General features: G+C 59.6%; 11 protein-coding genes. All 11 read right to left on the minus strand.

Going from position 1 to position 17209, the window contains the following annotated elements:
- Positions 1-3: 3 nt before the first annotated feature.
- Entirely contained in the window at positions 4-1485 is a 1482-nt protein-coding gene (gspE, locus tag JFU37_RS10620; RefSeq protein WP_201115255.1) for a type II secretion system ATPase GspE, read from the minus strand.
- On the minus strand, positions 1482-3410 hold the full coding sequence (gspD, locus tag JFU37_RS10625; RefSeq protein ID WP_201115256.1) for a type II secretion system secretin GspD: 1929 nt from the start codon (positions 3408-3410) through the stop codon (positions 1482-1484). The genes gspE and gspD overlap by 4 nt, the downstream gene beginning before the upstream one ends.
- A gap of 8 nt (positions 3411-3418) precedes the next feature.
- On the minus strand, positions 3419-3823 hold the full coding sequence (locus JFU37_RS10630; RefSeq protein WP_342214928.1) for a type II secretion system protein N: 405 nt from the start codon (positions 3821-3823) through the stop codon (positions 3419-3421).
- 101 nt (positions 3824-3924) lie between these two features.
- The gene (locus JFU37_RS10635) at positions 3925-4467 is read right to left on the minus strand and encodes a cytochrome b (RefSeq protein WP_201115257.1); all 543 of its coding nucleotides are present in this window, start codon (positions 4465-4467) and stop codon (positions 3925-3927) included.
- A gap of 77 nt (positions 4468-4544) precedes the next feature.
- Positions 4545-6011 (minus strand): N-acetylglucosamine-binding protein GbpA, encoded by a 1467-nt coding sequence (gene gbpA / locus JFU37_RS10640; protein WP_201115258.1) that lies wholly within the window; start codon positions 6009-6011, stop codon positions 4545-4547.
- Between the two features lie 255 nt (positions 6012-6266).
- Positions 6267-7334: a uroporphyrinogen decarboxylase gene (gene hemE, locus JFU37_RS10645; protein WP_095078029.1), complete on the minus strand. Its 1068-nt coding sequence runs from the start codon at positions 7332-7334 to the stop codon at positions 6267-6269.
- 244 nt (positions 7335-7578) lie between these two features.
- Positions 7579-8997, minus strand: coding sequence for an FAD-dependent oxidoreductase (locus JFU37_RS10650; RefSeq protein ID WP_201115259.1), 1419 nt, complete (start codon positions 8995-8997; stop codon positions 7579-7581).
- A gap of 33 nt (positions 8998-9030) precedes the next feature.
- The gene (gene gltB / locus JFU37_RS10655; protein WP_201115260.1) at positions 9031-13476 is read right to left on the minus strand and encodes a glutamate synthase large subunit; all 4446 of its coding nucleotides are present in this window, start codon (positions 13474-13476) and stop codon (positions 9031-9033) included.
- 352 nt (positions 13477-13828) lie between these two features.
- On the minus strand, positions 13829-15424 hold the full coding sequence (locus JFU37_RS10660) for an SPOR domain-containing protein (protein WP_201115261.1): 1596 nt from the start codon (positions 15422-15424) through the stop codon (positions 13829-13831).
- Between the two features lie 10 nt (positions 15425-15434).
- A complete protein-coding gene (aroB, locus tag JFU37_RS10665) occupies positions 15435-16535 on the minus strand; it encodes a 3-dehydroquinate synthase (protein WP_201115262.1) in 1101 nt (366 codons plus the stop codon).
- A 151-nt stretch (positions 16536-16686) separates the two neighbouring features.
- Positions 16687-17205, minus strand: a complete 519-nt coding sequence (aroK, locus tag JFU37_RS10670) for a shikimate kinase AroK (RefSeq protein ID WP_201115263.1) — start codon at positions 17203-17205, stop codon at positions 16687-16689.
- Between the last annotated feature and the right edge of the window lie 4 nt (positions 17206-17209).

The raw sequence follows: 17209 nt of genomic DNA on the forward strand, positions 1-17209 counted from the left end.
TCGCTAGTCCTCCTGCGTCACGCGCAACAACTCGTCGAGGCTGGTCACGCCGTCCAGTACCCTTTGCCGACCATCCTGAAACAGGCTGCGCGATACCTTGCGCGTCTCTTCGATCAACGCCTGCTCGCTCGCACCTTGATGGATCAGGGCCGATACGGCGGGTGTCACGCTGATCAGCTCGTAAATCCCGATACGTCCGCGATAACCGTGCTGACACTGCTCACACCCCACCGCTCTGAACAGCTGCCGTGTTGCCGCAGAATCGAGCCAGAGGCGCTGACACGCCGCCGCATCAGCGATGTACGGAGCCTTGCAATGGGGACACAACGTGCGCAGTAAACGCTGGGCCAAAATGCCCACCAGCGACGACGCCAGCAGGTAAGCATCGACACCCATGTCCACCAGCCGTGTCACCGCGCCCACTGCGCTGTTGGTGTGCAATGTCGAGAGCACCAGGTGACCGGTCAGTGATGCCTGAACGGCAATTTCCGCCGTTTCGCGGTCGCGGATTTCGCCGACCATCACCACGTCCGGGTCCTGACGCAAAATCGCCCGCAGACCTCGGGCGAAGGTCATGTCCACTTTCGGATTGACCGGCATCTGACCGATCCCCGGCAGGTGATATTCGATGGGGTCTTCGACCGTGAGAATGTTGCGCGTCTGGTCATTCAGGCTGCTCAACGCAGCGTACAGACTGGTGGTCTTGCCGGAGCCGGTGGGACCGGTCACCAGCAGAATTCCGTGAGGTTTGCCGAGCAATTGGTGCAAGGATACGAGGGTGTCGCCCGGCATGCCGAGTCGTTGCAACTCCAGCCGTCCGGCCTGTTTGTCGAGCAGCCGCAACACCACCCGTTCGCCGTGTGCCGAGGGCAACGTCGAGACTCGCACGTCGACTTCATGCCCGGCCAATCGCAGGGCCATTCGACCGTCCTGAGGGACACGCTTTTCAGCGATGTCCAGGCGTGCCATGACCTTGATGCGCGAAACCAGCAAAGTTGCCAACTCACGCCGGGGCCTGAGCATTTCGCGCAATTGTCCATCAACACGCATGCGCACCGACAAGTACTGCTCGAACGTTTCCAGGTGCACGTCCGACGCATGCTCGCGCACCGCTTCGCTGAGCAGTGCGTTGATCAGCCGGATGATCGGCGCGTCGCCCTGCTGCTCCAGCAAGTCGGCGGTTTGCGGGACCTGATCGACCAGGCTGAGCAAGTCCAGCTCTTCGTCCAGACCTTGGGCAACCTGCTCCGCCGCGCTCTGACCTTCACGGTATGTCGCGGCCAGACGCGCTGCGAACACATCGGCCGCCAGCATCCGGACGGGCAGATCCCGACCGCAGACACGACGTACTTCCGACAGGGCTGTGAGCGGCGTATCGGCACGCAATGCAAGGATCAAGTCGGGTCCTTCGCGCTCCAGCAGCACGCCAAAACGCCGGGCGAAACCGAAGGGCAATTGCTCGTGAATTTCGCGCAACACGCTCATGGCCTGTGCGGTGCTTGCTTGCGCAAATCGAACACGGGCGCACCGGGTGCCGGGTCGAACAGCTGCCGCGCTTCTGCAGGCAGCAACAACGAGTTGTTCTCGTTCGCGCCCGGTTGGCTCAGCTGTCGCAGCGCGTTGTAACGCTGCTGGCTGACGTCGGCCAGGTCTTCCTTGCTGCGCACGATGGTAGGTCGCAAAAACACCATCAGATTACTTTTGGTTTGCGTATCCCGGGTCCAGCGAAACAGGGCGCCCAGATAAGGAATATCGCGCAGCAGCGGCACTCCGCTCTGCTGAGTGCGCACGCTGTCCCGGATCAAACCGCCGATCACGATAATTTCGCCATCGTCTGCCAGAATGGTGCTTTTGAGCGCCCGTTTGTTGGTGATCAGATCCGAAGAATCGATGCCCGACACCGAAGGCGCGATATCCGAAACTTCTTGCGCGACTTCCAGGCGCAACGTCGAGCCTTCGTTGATATAGGGCTTGATCTTCAGGCTGATACCCACGTCTTTGCGCTCGACGGTGGTAAACGGATTCCCTGCGCCATTGCTGTTGGTGGCGTAGGAGCCGGTCTTGAATGGCACGTTCTGGCCGACGATAATTTCTGCCTCCTGATTGTCCAGAGTCAGCAGGCTTGGTGTAGAGAGCAGGTTGCTCCGGGTATTGCTGGCCAACGCCGAGACCAACGCCCCGAAACGGTCGTTGCCCAGTTGCAGGATGGCCCCTTCGGGTGCGGACTTTTTCTCGTCGAAGTTCAACCCGCCGATGATCGGAATGTCGGTGCCGGGAAAATTGATAAAGCCCGTCGCGTCGCCTGTGCTTACACTCCACTGAACACCGACGGCTTCGGCGATGTCTCCGGAAATTTCGACGATAGCGGCGTGGATCAGCACCTGGGCCCGGGGCTGGTCCAACTGACGCACGATATTTTCGATGATGCGGATTTGCGCCGGCTCGGCGATCAGCACCAGCGCATTCTGGCTTTCGTCGGCTTTGATCAGGAACGTGGCACCAGGTGAGTTTTGCCTGGCACTACCAGCGGTCGTTACCTGCTTTGTGCCCTGCCCCATCGTTTCCAGCACTTCGGCCAACTGTTTGGCGTCGCTGTGGCGTAGGCGAATCACGCGAGCATTGTCGAGGGATGCAGTCGCGGGAGTGTCGAGACTGCGAGCCAAGTCGACCAAGCGTTGACGAACCGACGGTGGGCCAATGAGGATCAGTCGATTGGTTCTGGCGTCGGCCAGTACCTGTATCGTCGTATCGGCGTTGCGCTTACCTAAAGAGGACTCAATCACAGTCGCCACGTCAGCGGCCTGGGCATGCTGCATTTGCACCACGGCATGCAGGTTGTTCTGCCCGGAATCCAGCTGCCGGACGACCTGCGCGATACGGATCACATTGGCGGCCGTATCGGTGACCACCAGCGCATTGGCCGACACCGACGGGCCGACGTAACCGTTGGCCGACACCAACGGTCGGACCAACCCGGCAATATCGGTAGCGCTGCTGGTGTTCAGCTCGATGACTTGAGTAACGAACTGCGACGCCGTGGCGTTTTTTGCAATGCCCTGACCGGCGCGGGTTTTGGCTTCGGTGACCGGCGTAATCAGAATCCGGTCACCCTCGTCGATCACCGTAAAGTTGTGGGCATCGAGTACCGAGTAGAACAACCGGCGAACGCCCTCGCGGTCGAGGGTTTGATGAGACATGACAGTGATGCGCCCGGAGACTCTGGGATCAAGCACCACAGTGGTCCCCAGAATGCTGGAAATTTCCTCGACAATGTCCCGCAGCTCGGCATTATTCATCGCCAACTGCCATTTTTCTTCCTCGGCCTGAAGCGCACCATGGAAAAACGCTGCCGCCAACACGACTGGAAGAAACATGTAGCGCAAGGCATGCGCGCCGGTGAAGCTGTTCATGGGTGGGATCACTCTGACGGCCCTGAGAACGGGCGTATATAACGCGTAGAAATGACGGGTATTTGAGGCTCGGCTTGCGATTCGAACCGGCGCAGGAAACGCTCGCCAGACGGCTGCAGCATCAGTAGCTCCTCTCGGCCCTTGTTCCACAGCACGACCCGATTCGCTTCGACGCGACGCAGAACGGCGCCGCCAGGCAATTGAGCACCTACTTGGTAAATCCGCGAACCTTGAGAGTCGGCCAGCAGCGCTATGGACAACCCTGTATTGAGGACAAAACTCGCCTGTAAGGTCAGCGGCTCGGCACTGGGCAACAGCGTGGTGCTAGCCGTCAAGCCGAGCACCGTTGCAATCGCTGTGGTTTCGAGGGGCTCGATCACGGGTTGAGTGGTTATCGTTGCGGTGAAGGGCATCGGCGAGCCAAGACGCTCGCGAAACCTCCACTCCTGCCACGCCAAAAACACTCCATAACCGACGGATATGGCCAGGAGAATGAGTGTGCAAAGGCGCCCGCTCACTCGAGTCGTTCGCTTCGGACAATGCTGCAAAAAGACATGCGCCGCAGTACGCGGTGCCCACACAGTTCATGAACAATAACCGCACCGACATGCATCACGATCAGCAGCGAAAGGACCAGGCACGACCAAACGTGAATCGTTACAAACAGCGCGATAAGGGCTGGATTACTTAGCGGTTGAGCTATATCGACCAACCCGAATACATCGATCGGGCGGTCCATCATCAAAACGCCGGTCACCAGCACGACAGTCACCGTGAGGTAGATCAGCGCATGGGCAAAAAGCGCGAGTCTTTCCATAAACGACAAAACGCTCACGCTCGTGTACCGGGCATGAGCGACAAAATTAAAGAGACGCCAGACAAAAAACGGCATGAACACCGTGGTCAGCGACACATTGATGAAGGCCACCTGCTGACTGATCCAGGCAGGCACTTCGACACAGGCGACATAAAAGCCTGACACCAGCGTCCAGACGATGACTGCCGCTGATAACCAGTGCAGCCATACGCGTTGGGTGGAATAACCCAAAACCGTCATTTTTCAACTCGATTTTCTACAAGAGGATGAACCTTCAGGCGATCCATTCGCGGATCGCCTGAAGTGTTACGGCGGGCTTAAAGCTTGTCCCACGCCATGTGCCAGTGCGCACCGACGCCAGGTTCAAAACCATTGGCGTTCGGGGTGTATTGCTTGCAGTAACCGGACTCGGGGAATGGCTTGCATTCGAAGACTTCATTGGTCTTCGGCTGCAGCACTTTGGTACCGGCGGTGTACTCGCTGAGGCCTTCGGGGAACACGAAGTCATGCTCGACGCCAGCGCCTTCACCGCTCATGTTGGTGGGCTGGGTGTCCTGGCGAGTGGTACGGCCATCCAGGGTGGTGCCGACCAGTGTCAGGGTGTGTTTGCCGGGATTGCTGCGAACATCCAGGGTCAGCCAGGTCGGACCGCTGTCCACCTGCTTCGCCACGGAGCCGACCGGCTTGTTGTTCTCGTCGAAAAAGGTCGCTTCGACGTTCATTTTTCGGTTGGAGATCATGCTGAACTGGACCTTGGCCAGGCCCTTATCCAGAACATATTCCGCTTGCTGGGAGGCCACCGACATGCGAGCTGCGGCGTCTTCCTTCATGTCCAGCTGCACTTCGTAACGGGTTACGCCGCTTTCTTTTTGGGCGTACAGGGAATTGTTACCCCGGACCGGTTCGATGTTGCCGCTCTCATCACGAATACCGGCGCGGATGAGCGTGTGAGTGGCGTTGATCTTTTCTGCCAGCTTGAACGCCCAGTTATTCGGCGAGCCTTCCTCGGCAGTGGCAATGGTGATTTCAACGTCGTAATCCGGGCTAACACCGTTGGCAGAGAATGCCCGGGCTTTGACCTTGTCGCCGATCAATAGCTGGGTTGACGGTGCGATACCGCCAACGGAAGACCAGCCACCAGGCAACTCTGCTTGCGCAATAATGTTCACATCGGTCGCGTTGTAAAACGCCGCGTCGGTATCTCCGACCGTCCAGATCGCCAGAATCACATGCTGGCCGGATTTGTCTGCCGGGATGGTGCAGTTGTGCTTGTCACCAGACTCAGGTTTTTGGTTGCCGCCATCAATGGTGCAGAACGGGGTGCTTTCGAAAGTCGCGCGTTTCAGCGACTCGTTCGGATTCCAGCCGTTGCGAGTGATGAAATACTCATGCTTCGTTGCTGGGTGAACTGCGGTGTAACGCCATTGGAAATCGATGTTGCGGTCCTTGATTTCCGTCAGGTGCCAACGGGTGGCGGACTGGGCATCCAGTGCGGAGAACGATGGATGACCGCCACTCGGAATCTTGCCGTCGATCGGTCCTTGCAAAGGAGCACCGCCAATACCGGCCGGAAAGCCTTTGAACGTTTCGCCCACACTTTGAGGTTCGTATTGGGCGCCGCCACAGTTGGTGTTTAAACCTTTCTGGCAAAGCAATGCCCGCGAAGGTGGCACTTCAAGATAGCCATGGGCCGAAACAGTTTGAGACGCCAGCATTGCCGATAACAGGATCATTGGAGAGGCGCATGCAGTGAATGCACTCCCCTTATAGGAATTTTTTTTCATGATTGCGTTCCAGACTACTTATCGAAAATCAAGGCGCCTTGCCGGCGCCGCTGTTCGTAATTCCGTTCGATGCAGCACCGAACGAAGGTCGGGAACCTTACCGGGATGAAAGAAACTTCTATGTAGGACAAGTCTCCGATTACAAGGGGATAGATCTCTCTCTGCACTTATCTGACAAAGAAATGGAACATTCCTATAGGCAAAAAAAAGTCTGTCCGGTGTTAAGCCGGACAGACTGCATGGAAATTGAAAAGACTATTCGTGGTATTGCGCCGACAACTCATGCACCGCGCGCAGGAACGCACCCGCATGCTCCGGATCGACTTCCGGCGTGATGCCATGGCCAAGGTTGAACACGTGGCCGCTGCCTTTGCCGTAACTGGCGAGGATCCGCCCGACTTCGGTGCGAATGGCTTCCGGTTTGGCGTAGAGCACGGTGGGGTCCATGTTGCCTTGCAGCGCGACTTTGCTGCCGACGCGATCACGGGCGCTGCCGATATCGCAGGTCCAGTCCAGTCCCAGTGCATCAGCGCCAGCGTCGGCGATGCTTTCCAGCCACAGGCCACCGTTCTTGGTGAACAGGATGACCGGTACTTTGCGGCCTTCGTGTTCACGGATCAGGCCGCTGACGATTTTGCGCATGTAAGCCAGGGAGAACTCCTGGTACGCCGCCGCCGAGAGGCTGCCGCCCCAGCTGTCGAAGATTTGCACCGCTTGCGCGCCGGCCATGATCTGGCCGTTGAGGTAGCTGGTGACCGTCTGCGCAAGTTTGTCCAGCAGCAGGTGCAAGGCTTGCGGGTTGTCGTAGAGCATGGTTTTGGTCTTGCGGTAATCTTTCGACGAACCGCCTTCGACCATGTAGGTGGCCAAAGTCCATGGGCTGCCGGCAAAGCCGATCAGCGGCACGCGGCCGTTCAGTTCGCGGCGGATGGTGCTGACCGCGTCCATGACGTAGCCGAGGTCTTTGTGCGGGTCAGGAATCGGCAGGGCTTCGATGTCGGCCATGGTGCTGACGACTTTCTTGAAGCGTGGCCCTTCACCGGTTTCGAAGTACAGGCCTTGGCCCATGGCATCGGGGATGGTCAGGATGTCGGAGAACAGGATCGCCGCGTCCAGTTGTGGATAGCGGTCGAGCGGTTGCATCGTGACTTCGCAAGCGAACTCCGGGTTCATGCACAGGCTCATGAAGTCACCGGCCTTGGCACGGCTGGCGCGATATTCAGGCAGGTAGCGACCGGCCTGACGCATCATCCACACAGGGGTGACGTCTACGGGTTGCTTGAGCAGGGCGCGAAGGAAACGGTCGTTCTTCAGGGCAGTCATGTCGGCATCCGGAAAAAAAGTGCGGGCATTTTCTCAGAGCGCGACGCAAAAGGCACGGCAAGAGCCGCGCCTTTTGTCTATCGGGTCAATTTGTCGCGGTAAAACACAGTATTCGCAACACCACAAAACCAATGTGGGAGCGGGCTTGCTCGCGAAGAGGCCATAACATTCAACATCTCTGTTGGCTGCTACACCGCTTTCGCGAGCAAGCCCGCTCCCACATTTGATTGCATTCCAAGTCTAGTTAAACACCAAGGTAATCCAGGATCCCTTCGGCGGCGTTGCGGCCTTCGAAGATCGCCGTGACCACCAGATCAGAACCGCGAACCATGTCGCCACCGGCGAAGATTTTCGGGTTGCTGGTCTGGTGCTTGTACTGACCTTGTTCCGGCGCCACAACGCGGCCCTGGCTGTCGGTCTGGATGCTGAACTGTTCAAACCACGGCGCCGGGCTTGGACGGAAACCGAAAGCGATGACCACGGCATCGGCCGGGATGATCTCTTCGGAACCCGGAATCGGCTCAGGGCTGCGACGGCCCCGGGCATCCGGTTCACCGAGACGGGTCTCGACCACTTTCACGCCTTCGACGCGGTCTTCACCGACGATGGCGATCGGCTGGCGGTTGTAGAGGAATTTCACCCCTTCTTCCTTGGCGTTCTTCACCTCTTTGCGCGAGCCCGGCATGTTCGCTTCGTCACGACGATAGGCACAGGTCACCGACTTGGCGCCCTGGCGAATCGAGGTACGGTTGCAGTCCATTGCCGTGTCGCCACCGCCGAGCACCACCACCTTCTTGCCTTTCATGTCGACGAAATCTTCCGGCGACTTTTCAAAGCCCAGGTTGCGGTTGACGTTGGCGATCAGGAAGTCGAGCGCGTCATGCACGCCCGGCAGGTCCTCACCGGCGAATCCGCCCTTCATGTAGGTGTAGGTGCCCATGCCCATGAACACGGCATCGTATTCTTCGAGCAGTTGCTCGACGGTCACGTCCTTGCCCACTTCGGTGTTCAGGCGGAACTCGATGCCCATGCCGGTGAAGACTTCGCGGCGATTGCTCAGCACGGTCTTTTCCAGCTTGAACTCAGGGATACCGAAGGTCAGCAGACCGCCGATTTCCGGGTTCTTGTCGAACACCACCGGGGTCACGCCGCCGCGTACCAGCACGTCGGCACAGCCCAGGCCGGCAGGGCCGGCGCCGATCACCGCGACACGCTTGCCGGTCGGCTTGACCTTGGACATGTCCGGGCGCCAGCCCATGGCGAATGCGGTGTCGGTGATGTACTTCTCGACCGAACCGATGGTCACCGCGCCGAAGCCGTCGTTGAGGGTGCAGGCACCCTCGCACAGACGATCCTGCGGGCACACCCGGCCGCAGACTTCCGGCAGGGTGTTGGTCTGGTGCGACAGTTCGGCAGCCTGGAGGATGTTGCCCTCGGCCACCAGCTTCAGCCAGTTCGGAATGAAGTTGTGCACCGGGCACTTCCATTCGCAATACGGGTTACCGCAACCCAGGCAGCGGTGGGCCTGATCGGCCGAATGCTGGGGTTTGAAGGGTTCGTAGATTTCCACGAACTCTTTCTTGCGTTGACGCAACAGTTTCTTCTTCGGATCTTTGCGCCCGACATCGATGAACTGGAAGTCGTTATTCAGACGTTCAGCCATTGTTAAAACCTCATCAAACTCTTCAGGCGCATATCACTGCGGGTTGGCACGGGTGCTGGAAAGCAACGATTTCAAGTTGGCAGCCTTAGGCTTGACCAGCCAGAAACGACGCAGATAGTCATCGAGGTTTTCAGCGAGGTTACGACCCCACTCGCTGTCGGTTTCCTCGACGTATTCGTTCAGCACGCGTTGCAGGTGGCTGCGATAGGCTTCCATCGCCTCACCGCTGATCCGCTGGATTTCCACCAGTTCGTGGTTGACCCGGTCAACGAAGCTGTTGTCCTGGTCCAGCACGTAGGCGAAACCACCGGTCATGCCTGAGCCGAAGTTGTAACCGGTCTTGCCCAATACGCAGACAAAACCACCGGTCATGTATTCGCAGCAGTGATCGCCAGTGCCTTCCACCACGGTGTGGGCACCGGAGTTACGCACGGCAAAACGCTCGCCCGCGGTGCCGGCAGCGAACAGTTTGCCGCCCGTGGCGCCGTAAAGGCAGGTGTTACCGATGATGGCACTGTCCTGAGTCTTGTAAGCGCTGCCCTTCGGCGGAACGATGACCAGTTTGCCGCCGGTCATGCCTTTGCCGACGTAGTCGTTGGCGTCGCCTTCCAGGTACATGTTCAGGCCGCCGGCGTTCCACACACCAAAGCTCTGACCGGCCGTCCCTTTGAAGCGGAAGGTGATCGGCGCATTCGCCATGCCTTGGTTGCCGTGCTTGCGAGCGATTTCACCGGAGATCCGCGCGCCGATGGAGCGGTCGCAGTTGCAGATATCCAGGGCGAAATCGGCGCCGCTCATGTCGTTGATGGCCGACGTGGCCATGTCGACCATTTTCTCGGCCAACAGGCCCTTGTCGAACGGCGGGTTGCGGTCTACCTGGCAGAATTGAGGCTTGTCTGCCGGGATGTGATCGCTGCCCAGCAACGGCGTCAGGTCGAGGTGATTCTGCTTGGCGGTCTGGCCCTCAAGGATCTCCAGAAGATCGGTACGACCGATCAGCTCTTCGAGAGAGCGCACGCCCAGCTTGGCCAGCCACTCACGGGTTTCTTCGGCGACGTAGGTGAAGAAATTCACCACCATGTCGACGGTCCCGATGTAGTGATCCTTACGCAGCTTCTCGTTCTGAGTCGCAACGCCAGTGGCGCAGTTGTTCAGGTGGCAGATACGCAGGTATTTGCAGCCCAGTGCGATCATTGGCGCGGTGCCGAAGCCGAAGCTTTCGGCGCCGAGGATCGCCGCCTTGATCACGTCGAGGCCGGTTTTCAGGCCGCCGTCGGTCTGCACCCGGACTTTACCGCGCAGGTCGTTGCCGCGCAGGGTCTGGTGGGTTTCGGCCAGGCCGAGTTCCCACGGGGCGCCCGCGTATTTGATCGACGTCAGCGGCGATGCGCCGGTGCCGCCGTCGTAACCGGAAATGGTGATCAAGTCCGCATAGGCCTTGGCCACACCGGCGGCGATGGTGCCGACGCCTGCTTCTGCGACCAGTTTCACCGAGACCAGCGCCTTCGGATTGACTTGTTTCAGGTCGAAAATCAGCTGCGACAAGTCTTCAATCGAGTAGATGTCGTGGTGCGGCGGCGGCGAAATCAGGGTCACGCCCGGTACCGCGTAACGCAGCTTGGCGATCAGGCCGTTGACCTTGCCGCCAGGCAGCTGGCCACCTTCGCCGGGCTTGGCGCCCTGAGCGACTTTGATCTGCAGCACTTCAGCGTTGACCAGGTATTCCGGAGTGACACCGAAACGACCCGTCGCGACTTGCTTGATTTTCGAGCTCTTGATGGTGCCGTAACGCGCCGGGTCTTCGCCGCCTTCGCCGGAGTTGGAACGCGCACCGAGGCGGTTCATGGCTTCGGCCAGGGCTTCGTGGGCTTCCGGCGACAGGGCACCGAGGGAGATGCCGGCGGAGTCGAAGCGCTTGAGCACCGATTCCAGCGGTTCGATCTCGCTGATGTTCAGCGGCGTGTCCAGGGTTTTGACCTTGAACAGGTCGCGGATCATCGACACCGGACGGTTGTCCACCAGCGCCGTGTATTCCTTGAACTTGCTGTAGTCGCCCTGCTGCACAGCGGCTTGCAATGTGTTGACCACGTCCGGGTTGTACGCGTGATATTCGCCACCGTGGACGAACTTCAGCAGACCGCCTTGCTGGATCGGCTTGCGCGGGCTCCAGGCTTCGGCCGCCAGGGCTTTCTGCTCGGCTTCGATGTCGACGAACCGCGCACCCTTGATGCGGCTTGGCACGCCACGGAAACTCAATTCGCACACTTCTTCGGACAGGCCGATGGCTTCGAACAACTGCGCACCGCGGTACGACGTAATGGTCGAGATGCCCATCTTCGACAGGATCTTCAGCAGACCTTTGGTGATGCCTTTGCGGTAGTTCTTGAACACCTCATAGAGGTCGCCCAGCACTTCACCGGTACGGATCAGGTCACCCAGCACTTCGTAGGCCAGGAACGGATAGACCGCCGAGGCGCCGAAACCGATCAACACCGCGAAGTGGTGTGGATCACGAGCAGTCGCGGTTTCAACGAGAATGTTGGAGTCGCAACGCAGGCCTTTTTCGGTCAGGCGGTGGTGCACCGCGCCGGTGGCGAGCGAAGCGTGGATCGGCAATTTGCCCGGACCAATGTGACGGTCACTCAGCACCACCTGGGTACGACCGCCGCGCACGGCTTCCTCAGCCTGATCGGCAACGTTGCGAATCGCCGCTTCAAGGCCGACGCTTTCGTCGTAGTTCAGATCGATGATCGCGCGCTCGAAGCCCGGACGATCGAGGTTCATCAGCGAGCGCCACTTGGCCGGAGAAATGACCGGCGAGCTGAGGATCACGCGCGAGGCGTGTTCCGGCGACTCCTGGAAGATGTTGCGCTCGGCACCGAGGCAGATCTCCAGCGACATGACAATGGCTTCACGCAGCGGGTCGATTGGCGGGTTGGTGACCTGCGCGAACTGCTGACGGAAATAGTCGTACGGCGTGCGCACGCGCTGGGACAGCACGGCCATCGGCGTATCGTCGCCCATCGAGCCAACCGCTTCGTAGCCTTGCTCGCCGAGCGGGCGCAGCACCTGGTCACGTTCTTCGAAAGTGACCTGGTACATCTTCATGTATTGCTTGAGCTGATCGACGTCGTAGAACGCCGAACCGTGGTCGTTGTCTTCCATGGTCGCCTGGATGCGCAGGGCATTCTTGCGCAGCCATTGCTTGTACGGATGACGAGACTTCAAGCGGTTGTCGATGGCGTCGGTGTCGAGGATCTGGCCGGTTTCGGTGTCCACGGCAAAGATCTGGCCCGGGCCAACGCGGCCCTTGGCGATCACGTCTTCAGGCTGGTAGTTCCAGACGCCGATTTCCGACGCCAGGGTGATGAAGCCGTTCTTGGTGGTGACCCAACGCGCCGGACGCAGACCGTTACGGTCGAGCAGGCACACCGCGTAGCGACCGTCGGTCATTACCACGCCGGCCGGGCCGTCCCACGGTTCCATGTGCATCGAGTTGTATTCGTAGAACGCCCGCAGGTCCGGGTCCATGGTTTCGACGTTCTGCCACGCAGGCGGAATGATCATCCGCACGCCACGGAACAGGTCGATGCCACCGGTAACCATCAGCTCGAGCATGTTATCCATGCTGGAGGAGTCGGAACCGACGCGGTTGACCAGCGGGCCGAGTTCTTCCAGGTCCATCAGATCGTTGGTGAACTTGGTGCGACGGGCCACGGCCCAGTTGCGGTTGCCAGTGATGGTGTTGATCTCGCCGTTGTGCGCCAGGAAGCGGAACGGTTGAGCCAGCGGCCATTTCGGCAGGGTGTTGGTGGAGAAGCGCTGGTGGAACACGCAAATCGAGGTTTGCAGGCGCTGGTCGCTGAGGTCTGGATAGAAGGCGGTCAAATCCGCCGGCATCATCAGGCCTTTATAAATGATGGTCTTGTGGGAAAAGCTGCAGACGTAGTGATCGGCGTCAGCGGCATTGGCCACGGACGAGCGACGACGGGAGGTGAACAGCTTGACGGCCATGTCCTGATCGCTCAGGCCGGCACCACCGATGAACACCTGTTCGATCTGCGGCAGGCGCTCAAGGGCCAGGCGACCGAGGACGCTGGTGTCGATTGGCACTTTGCGCCAGCCGATCAGCTGCAGGCCAGCGGCCAGGATCTCGCGGTTCATGTTCTCGCGAGCGGCTTCGGCTTTGACCGGGTCCTGGTTGAAGAAGACCATACCCACCGCATATTGCTTGGGCATTTCGACGCCGAAGGTTTCCTGGGCAATCGCTCGCAGGAACACATCCGGCTTCTGAATCAGCAGACCGCAACCGTCACCGGTCTTGCCGTCGGCGTTGATCCCACCGCGGTGGGTCATGCAGGTCAGGGCCTCGATGGCCGTTTGCAAAAGGGTATGACTGGGCTCGCCCTGCATATGGGCTATCAGGCCGAAACCGCAGTTATCCTTGAATTCATCTGGTTGGTACAGACCTGCTTTCATAGACACTTTCTCACCAGGCTGCCTCTTATCGAGGCAAATTTCTTTTTAATTCAACCGCTTACCATCCGCGCCGAACGTACGCCAGCTTTGCGGGGGCAAAAGGGAGGTCATTGTACACACCGACACAGAGGCTCACAAATTTGACGACGAACTGTCGCAAATCTATGTCGCATTTGTGAAAGGTTTAAAGCGATATGCTGTGCTAGTCAAAACTTTTTTTTAATTTTGACCGCAACGACTCAAAGACTACTGTGACGCAGACACCACAAGGCACGCGGCCTCTAGGGCAGCATGCGCGTGTGGAAAATTTTGAGGTGCCGGGAGAGGCGGCCTGGGTAAGGCCGCCGAATCTTCAGCGAGTTGTTGCCAGTTCCTGTTGGACGCTGGCGACAGTGCGAGGCCAAGGTTTACCAGCCTGAACCTTCGCTGGCAAGGCCTTGATGGCGGTAACGGCTGCATCGCGGTTGGCGAAGCTACCGTAGGTGATCACGTAGAGCGGCTTGCCGTTAAGCACTTTCTTGAAATAACGGTACTCGCCGCCCTGCTCTTTCACAAAGTTTTGCGCGGCGGCTTCGGAGCTGGTACCCAGGATCTGCACCACGTAATTGCCTGGCGCTTGCCCTGCGTACCAAGTGCCACCGGCGGCTTTGGCCACGGTGACTGGCTTCTCGGCAGGTTTGGCGGCAGCAACAGCGGCAGGTTTGGCTGGCGCTGGCGCGGGCTTCACGGCAGGCGCAGTCGGAACTGGCTTGGCCGTCGCGACCTGAGTCGGCGCTGGAGTCGGTTTGGCGGCCGGAGTCGGCGCCGGGCCCGGCTGGATGCCGGTAGGCGGCGCAGTCGTGGTCACGGTCGGCGGTGTGGCACTGGAACCCGCGACCGGCACGCCATCATCGCCTTCAGTGATGCCACCAGCCGCTTCGGCCAAAGGCTTGCGCATGACCGGCTGCGAGTTGCCGACCAGCGGCAACGGCATCGGCTGCGTGTTACCGGCGAATTCGACGGATGGAGCGCCACCGCTGTTTGGTGTTGGTGTGCCCTGGCCGAGCGGCAATTGCGCTTGTTCGTTGGCAGGTGCGCCGGTGGTCGGTGCTTTGCTGCGACCCGGCATCAACCAGGCGGCAGCAACCGCGACCACGACGACGGCGGAAATCGCCAATACGTGTTTTTTCGGCATGTTGAACCCCATACTTGGACGCTTGACCGCTGAGCGGCTGGCTATCATGGCTTCGATCATCGCATCGCGAGCGACCTGGTTGATGGCGCCAGGCCAACCCTCAGAGCTTTCGTGAATATCAGAGATCTGATCTGCGGTGAAAAGTTCGATACCCCGACCGGCGCCTTCAAGCCGCTGGTCCAGATATTCGCGGGTTTCTTCTTCGGTGTAAGGCTGTAACTCGATGACGTGGAAACGCTCTTCCTCGAGGCTCAATGCCTCAAGCTGAGCGATCAGCGCGGACTCGCCGAACAAGAACACGTGTGGGCGACCTTCCGGTGCGCCGGCCGCCAGAGCCATCAAAGCTTCAAGTGCGGATTCGTCAAGCTGCTCGGCGTCATCCACCAGCAAATAAACTTCCTGACCGGTCAGCGCGAGCTGCACCACCTGAGCCAGAATCGCGCCGATCTCTGCCTGGGCGACGTTCAGCGCCTGGGCTATCTGACGCAGCAGGCCTGACGCATCGCCGGCACCTCGCGCGGAAACCACTACGCTCTGAACCGATTGCTTGTTGGTACTGGCCACCAGGGCCTGGCGCAGCAGGGTTTTACCGCTGCCCTCGGGGCCAGTGACCACCAGCAGCAACTGGCTGTATCGTGCAAGATGATGCAGTTGTCCCAGCACCGGTTTGCGCTGGGCCGGAAAGAATTTGAAGCCAGGCACCCGTGGAGCGAAAGGGTCGTGACTCAATTGGTAATGGCCGAGGAAAGCCTCGTCGGCATGCAAACTAGTCATCGGGATCTTATTAACCTTTAAGCTGAGCCAGGGCGCGGTAATCCGCTCCCAGCGTGGCCTGTAGAACCTCTTTCGGATAATCGTCGGTCACCACTGCTTCGCCCATGCGGCGCAGCAGCACCAGGCGCAAACGACCGTCGATCACTTTCTTGTCAATCGCCATGTGTTCGAGAAAATCGGCTTCAGTCATCTCTTCAGGCGGGATCACCGGCAGGCCGGCGCGCTGGAACAGGCAAATACCGCGATCGCGCTCCTGCTCGCTGATCCAGCCCAGGCGTGCGGACATTTCCAACGCCATCACAGTGCCAGCAGCCACCGCTTCTCCATGAAGCCAGACACCATAGCCCATATGGGTTTCGATGGCGTGGCCGAAGGTATGACCCAGGTTAAGCGTGGCACGCACACCGGTCTCCCGCTCGTCGGCACCGACCACCGCAGCCTTGGCGGCGCAAGAGCGCTCGATGGCGTAGGTCAGGGCAACCTGATCGAGTGCACGCAGGCGATCGACGTTCTCTTCGAGCCAGGTCAGGAACGGCTCGTCGCAGATCAGCCCGTATTTGATGACTTCCGCAAGCCCGGCGGACAGTTCGCGGGCCGGCAGGGTATTGAGGGAGGCGGTATCGATCAGCACCACGTTCGGCTGATAGAACGCGCCGACCATGTTCTTGCCCAGCGGGTGGTTGATCCCCGTCTTGCCACCCACCGAGGAGTCGACTTGCGACAGCAGTGTGGTCGGGATCTGAATGAAGTCGACACCGCGCTGATAGCAGGCCGCAGCAAAACCGGCCATGTCACCAATGACGCCGCCACCGAGGGCGATCACCGTCGTGCGGCGGTCATGCCTTGCGGTCAGCAGGCCGTCGAAAATCAGTTGCAGTGTTTCCCAGGTCTTGAAGGCTTCGCCGTCGGGCAGCACGATGGAGATCACCGAGAACTGCGCGAGGCTGCGGGTCAGACGTTCGAGATAGAGCGGCGCAACGGTTTCGTTGGAGATGATCGCCACTTGCCGTCCGCGTATGTGCGGGGCCAGCAGCTCAGGCTGATCCAACAAACCTTCGCCAATATGAATCGGGTAGCTGCGCTCGCCTAGATCGACCTTGAGTGTCTGCATGTGTCCCCACTGTGAAGATGGAATCAGGCGTCCTGCCTTAAGTTATCGAATGTCCCCGGCGCCTGCTGTTGTGACGCCGCTCGGTAGCCATCCGCCACAACCTTGAGCGGCCATGACAGGACGCCGAGGATAGCGCATTTCGCGCTGCACATTAACGGGGAGGCAGCTGCTGCAACCGTTCCAGAATATCGAGCACCACCATTCGCGGTGGCCGCTCATCGGTTTCCACCACCAGGTCGGCGATTTCCCGATAAAGCGGATCGCGGATCGCCAGCAGATCCCGAAGGGTCTTGGCCGGATCGGCGGTACGCAACAAGGGGCGGTTGCGGTCACGGGCGGTGCGACCGACCTGCTGCTCGACAGAGGCATGCAGGTAAACCACCCGACCACCGGCACGCAGCGCCCGACGATTGGCTTCGCGCATGACCGCCCCGCCGCCGGTCGCCAATACCACGCCATCGCATTCGCACAGCTCGGCAATCATTGCCTGCTCGCGATCACGAAAGCCCGGTTCGCCTTCCTTATCGAAGATCCATGGGATATTGGCGCCCGTGCGCAATTCAATTTCCTTATCGGAATCTTTGAATGGCAGGCGCAGCTCTTTGGCCAGCAACCGGCCGATGGTGCTTTTTCCAGCCCCCATCGGTCCTACAAGAATCAAATTTCGCACAGAA

The sequence above is a fragment of the Pseudomonas sp. TH41 genome (assembly GCF_016650695.1).
Lineage (GTDB): Bacteria > Pseudomonadota > Gammaproteobacteria > Pseudomonadales > Pseudomonadaceae > Aquipseudomonas.

Coding starts and splice junctions, on each gene's coding strand:
- gspD (WP_201115256.1), bottom strand. CDS start 3,410: ATGAACAGCTTCACCGGCGCGCATGCCTTGCGCTACATGTTTCTTCCA.
- JFU37_RS10630 (WP_342214928.1), bottom strand. CDS start 3,823: ATGCCCTTCACCGCAACGATAACCACTCAACCCGTGATCGAGCCCCTC.
- gltB (WP_201115260.1), bottom strand. CDS start 13,476: ATGAAAGCAGGTCTGTACCAACCAGATGAATTCAAGGATAACTGCGGT.
- JFU37_RS10635 (WP_201115257.1), bottom strand. CDS start 4,467: ATGACGGTTTTGGGTTATTCCACCCAACGCGTATGGCTGCACTGGTTA.
- aroB (WP_201115262.1), bottom strand. CDS start 16,535: ATGCAGACACTCAAGGTCGATCTAGGCGAGCGCAGCTACCCGATTCAT.
- JFU37_RS10650 (WP_201115259.1), bottom strand. CDS start 8,997: ATGGCTGAACGTCTGAATAACGACTTCCAGTTCATCGATGTCGGGCGC.
- gbpA (WP_201115258.1), bottom strand. CDS start 6,011: ATGAAAAAAAATTCCTATAAGGGGAGTGCATTCACTGCATGCGCCTCT.
- gspE (WP_201115255.1), bottom strand. CDS start 1,485: ATGAGCGTGTTGCGCGAAATTCACGAGCAATTGCCCTTCGGTTTCGCC.
- JFU37_RS10660 (WP_201115261.1), bottom strand. CDS start 15,424: ATGACTAGTTTGCATGCCGACGAGGCTTTCCTCGGCCATTACCAATTG.
- hemE (WP_095078029.1), bottom strand. CDS start 7,334: ATGACTGCCCTGAAGAACGACCGTTTCCTTCGCGCCCTGCTCAAGCAA.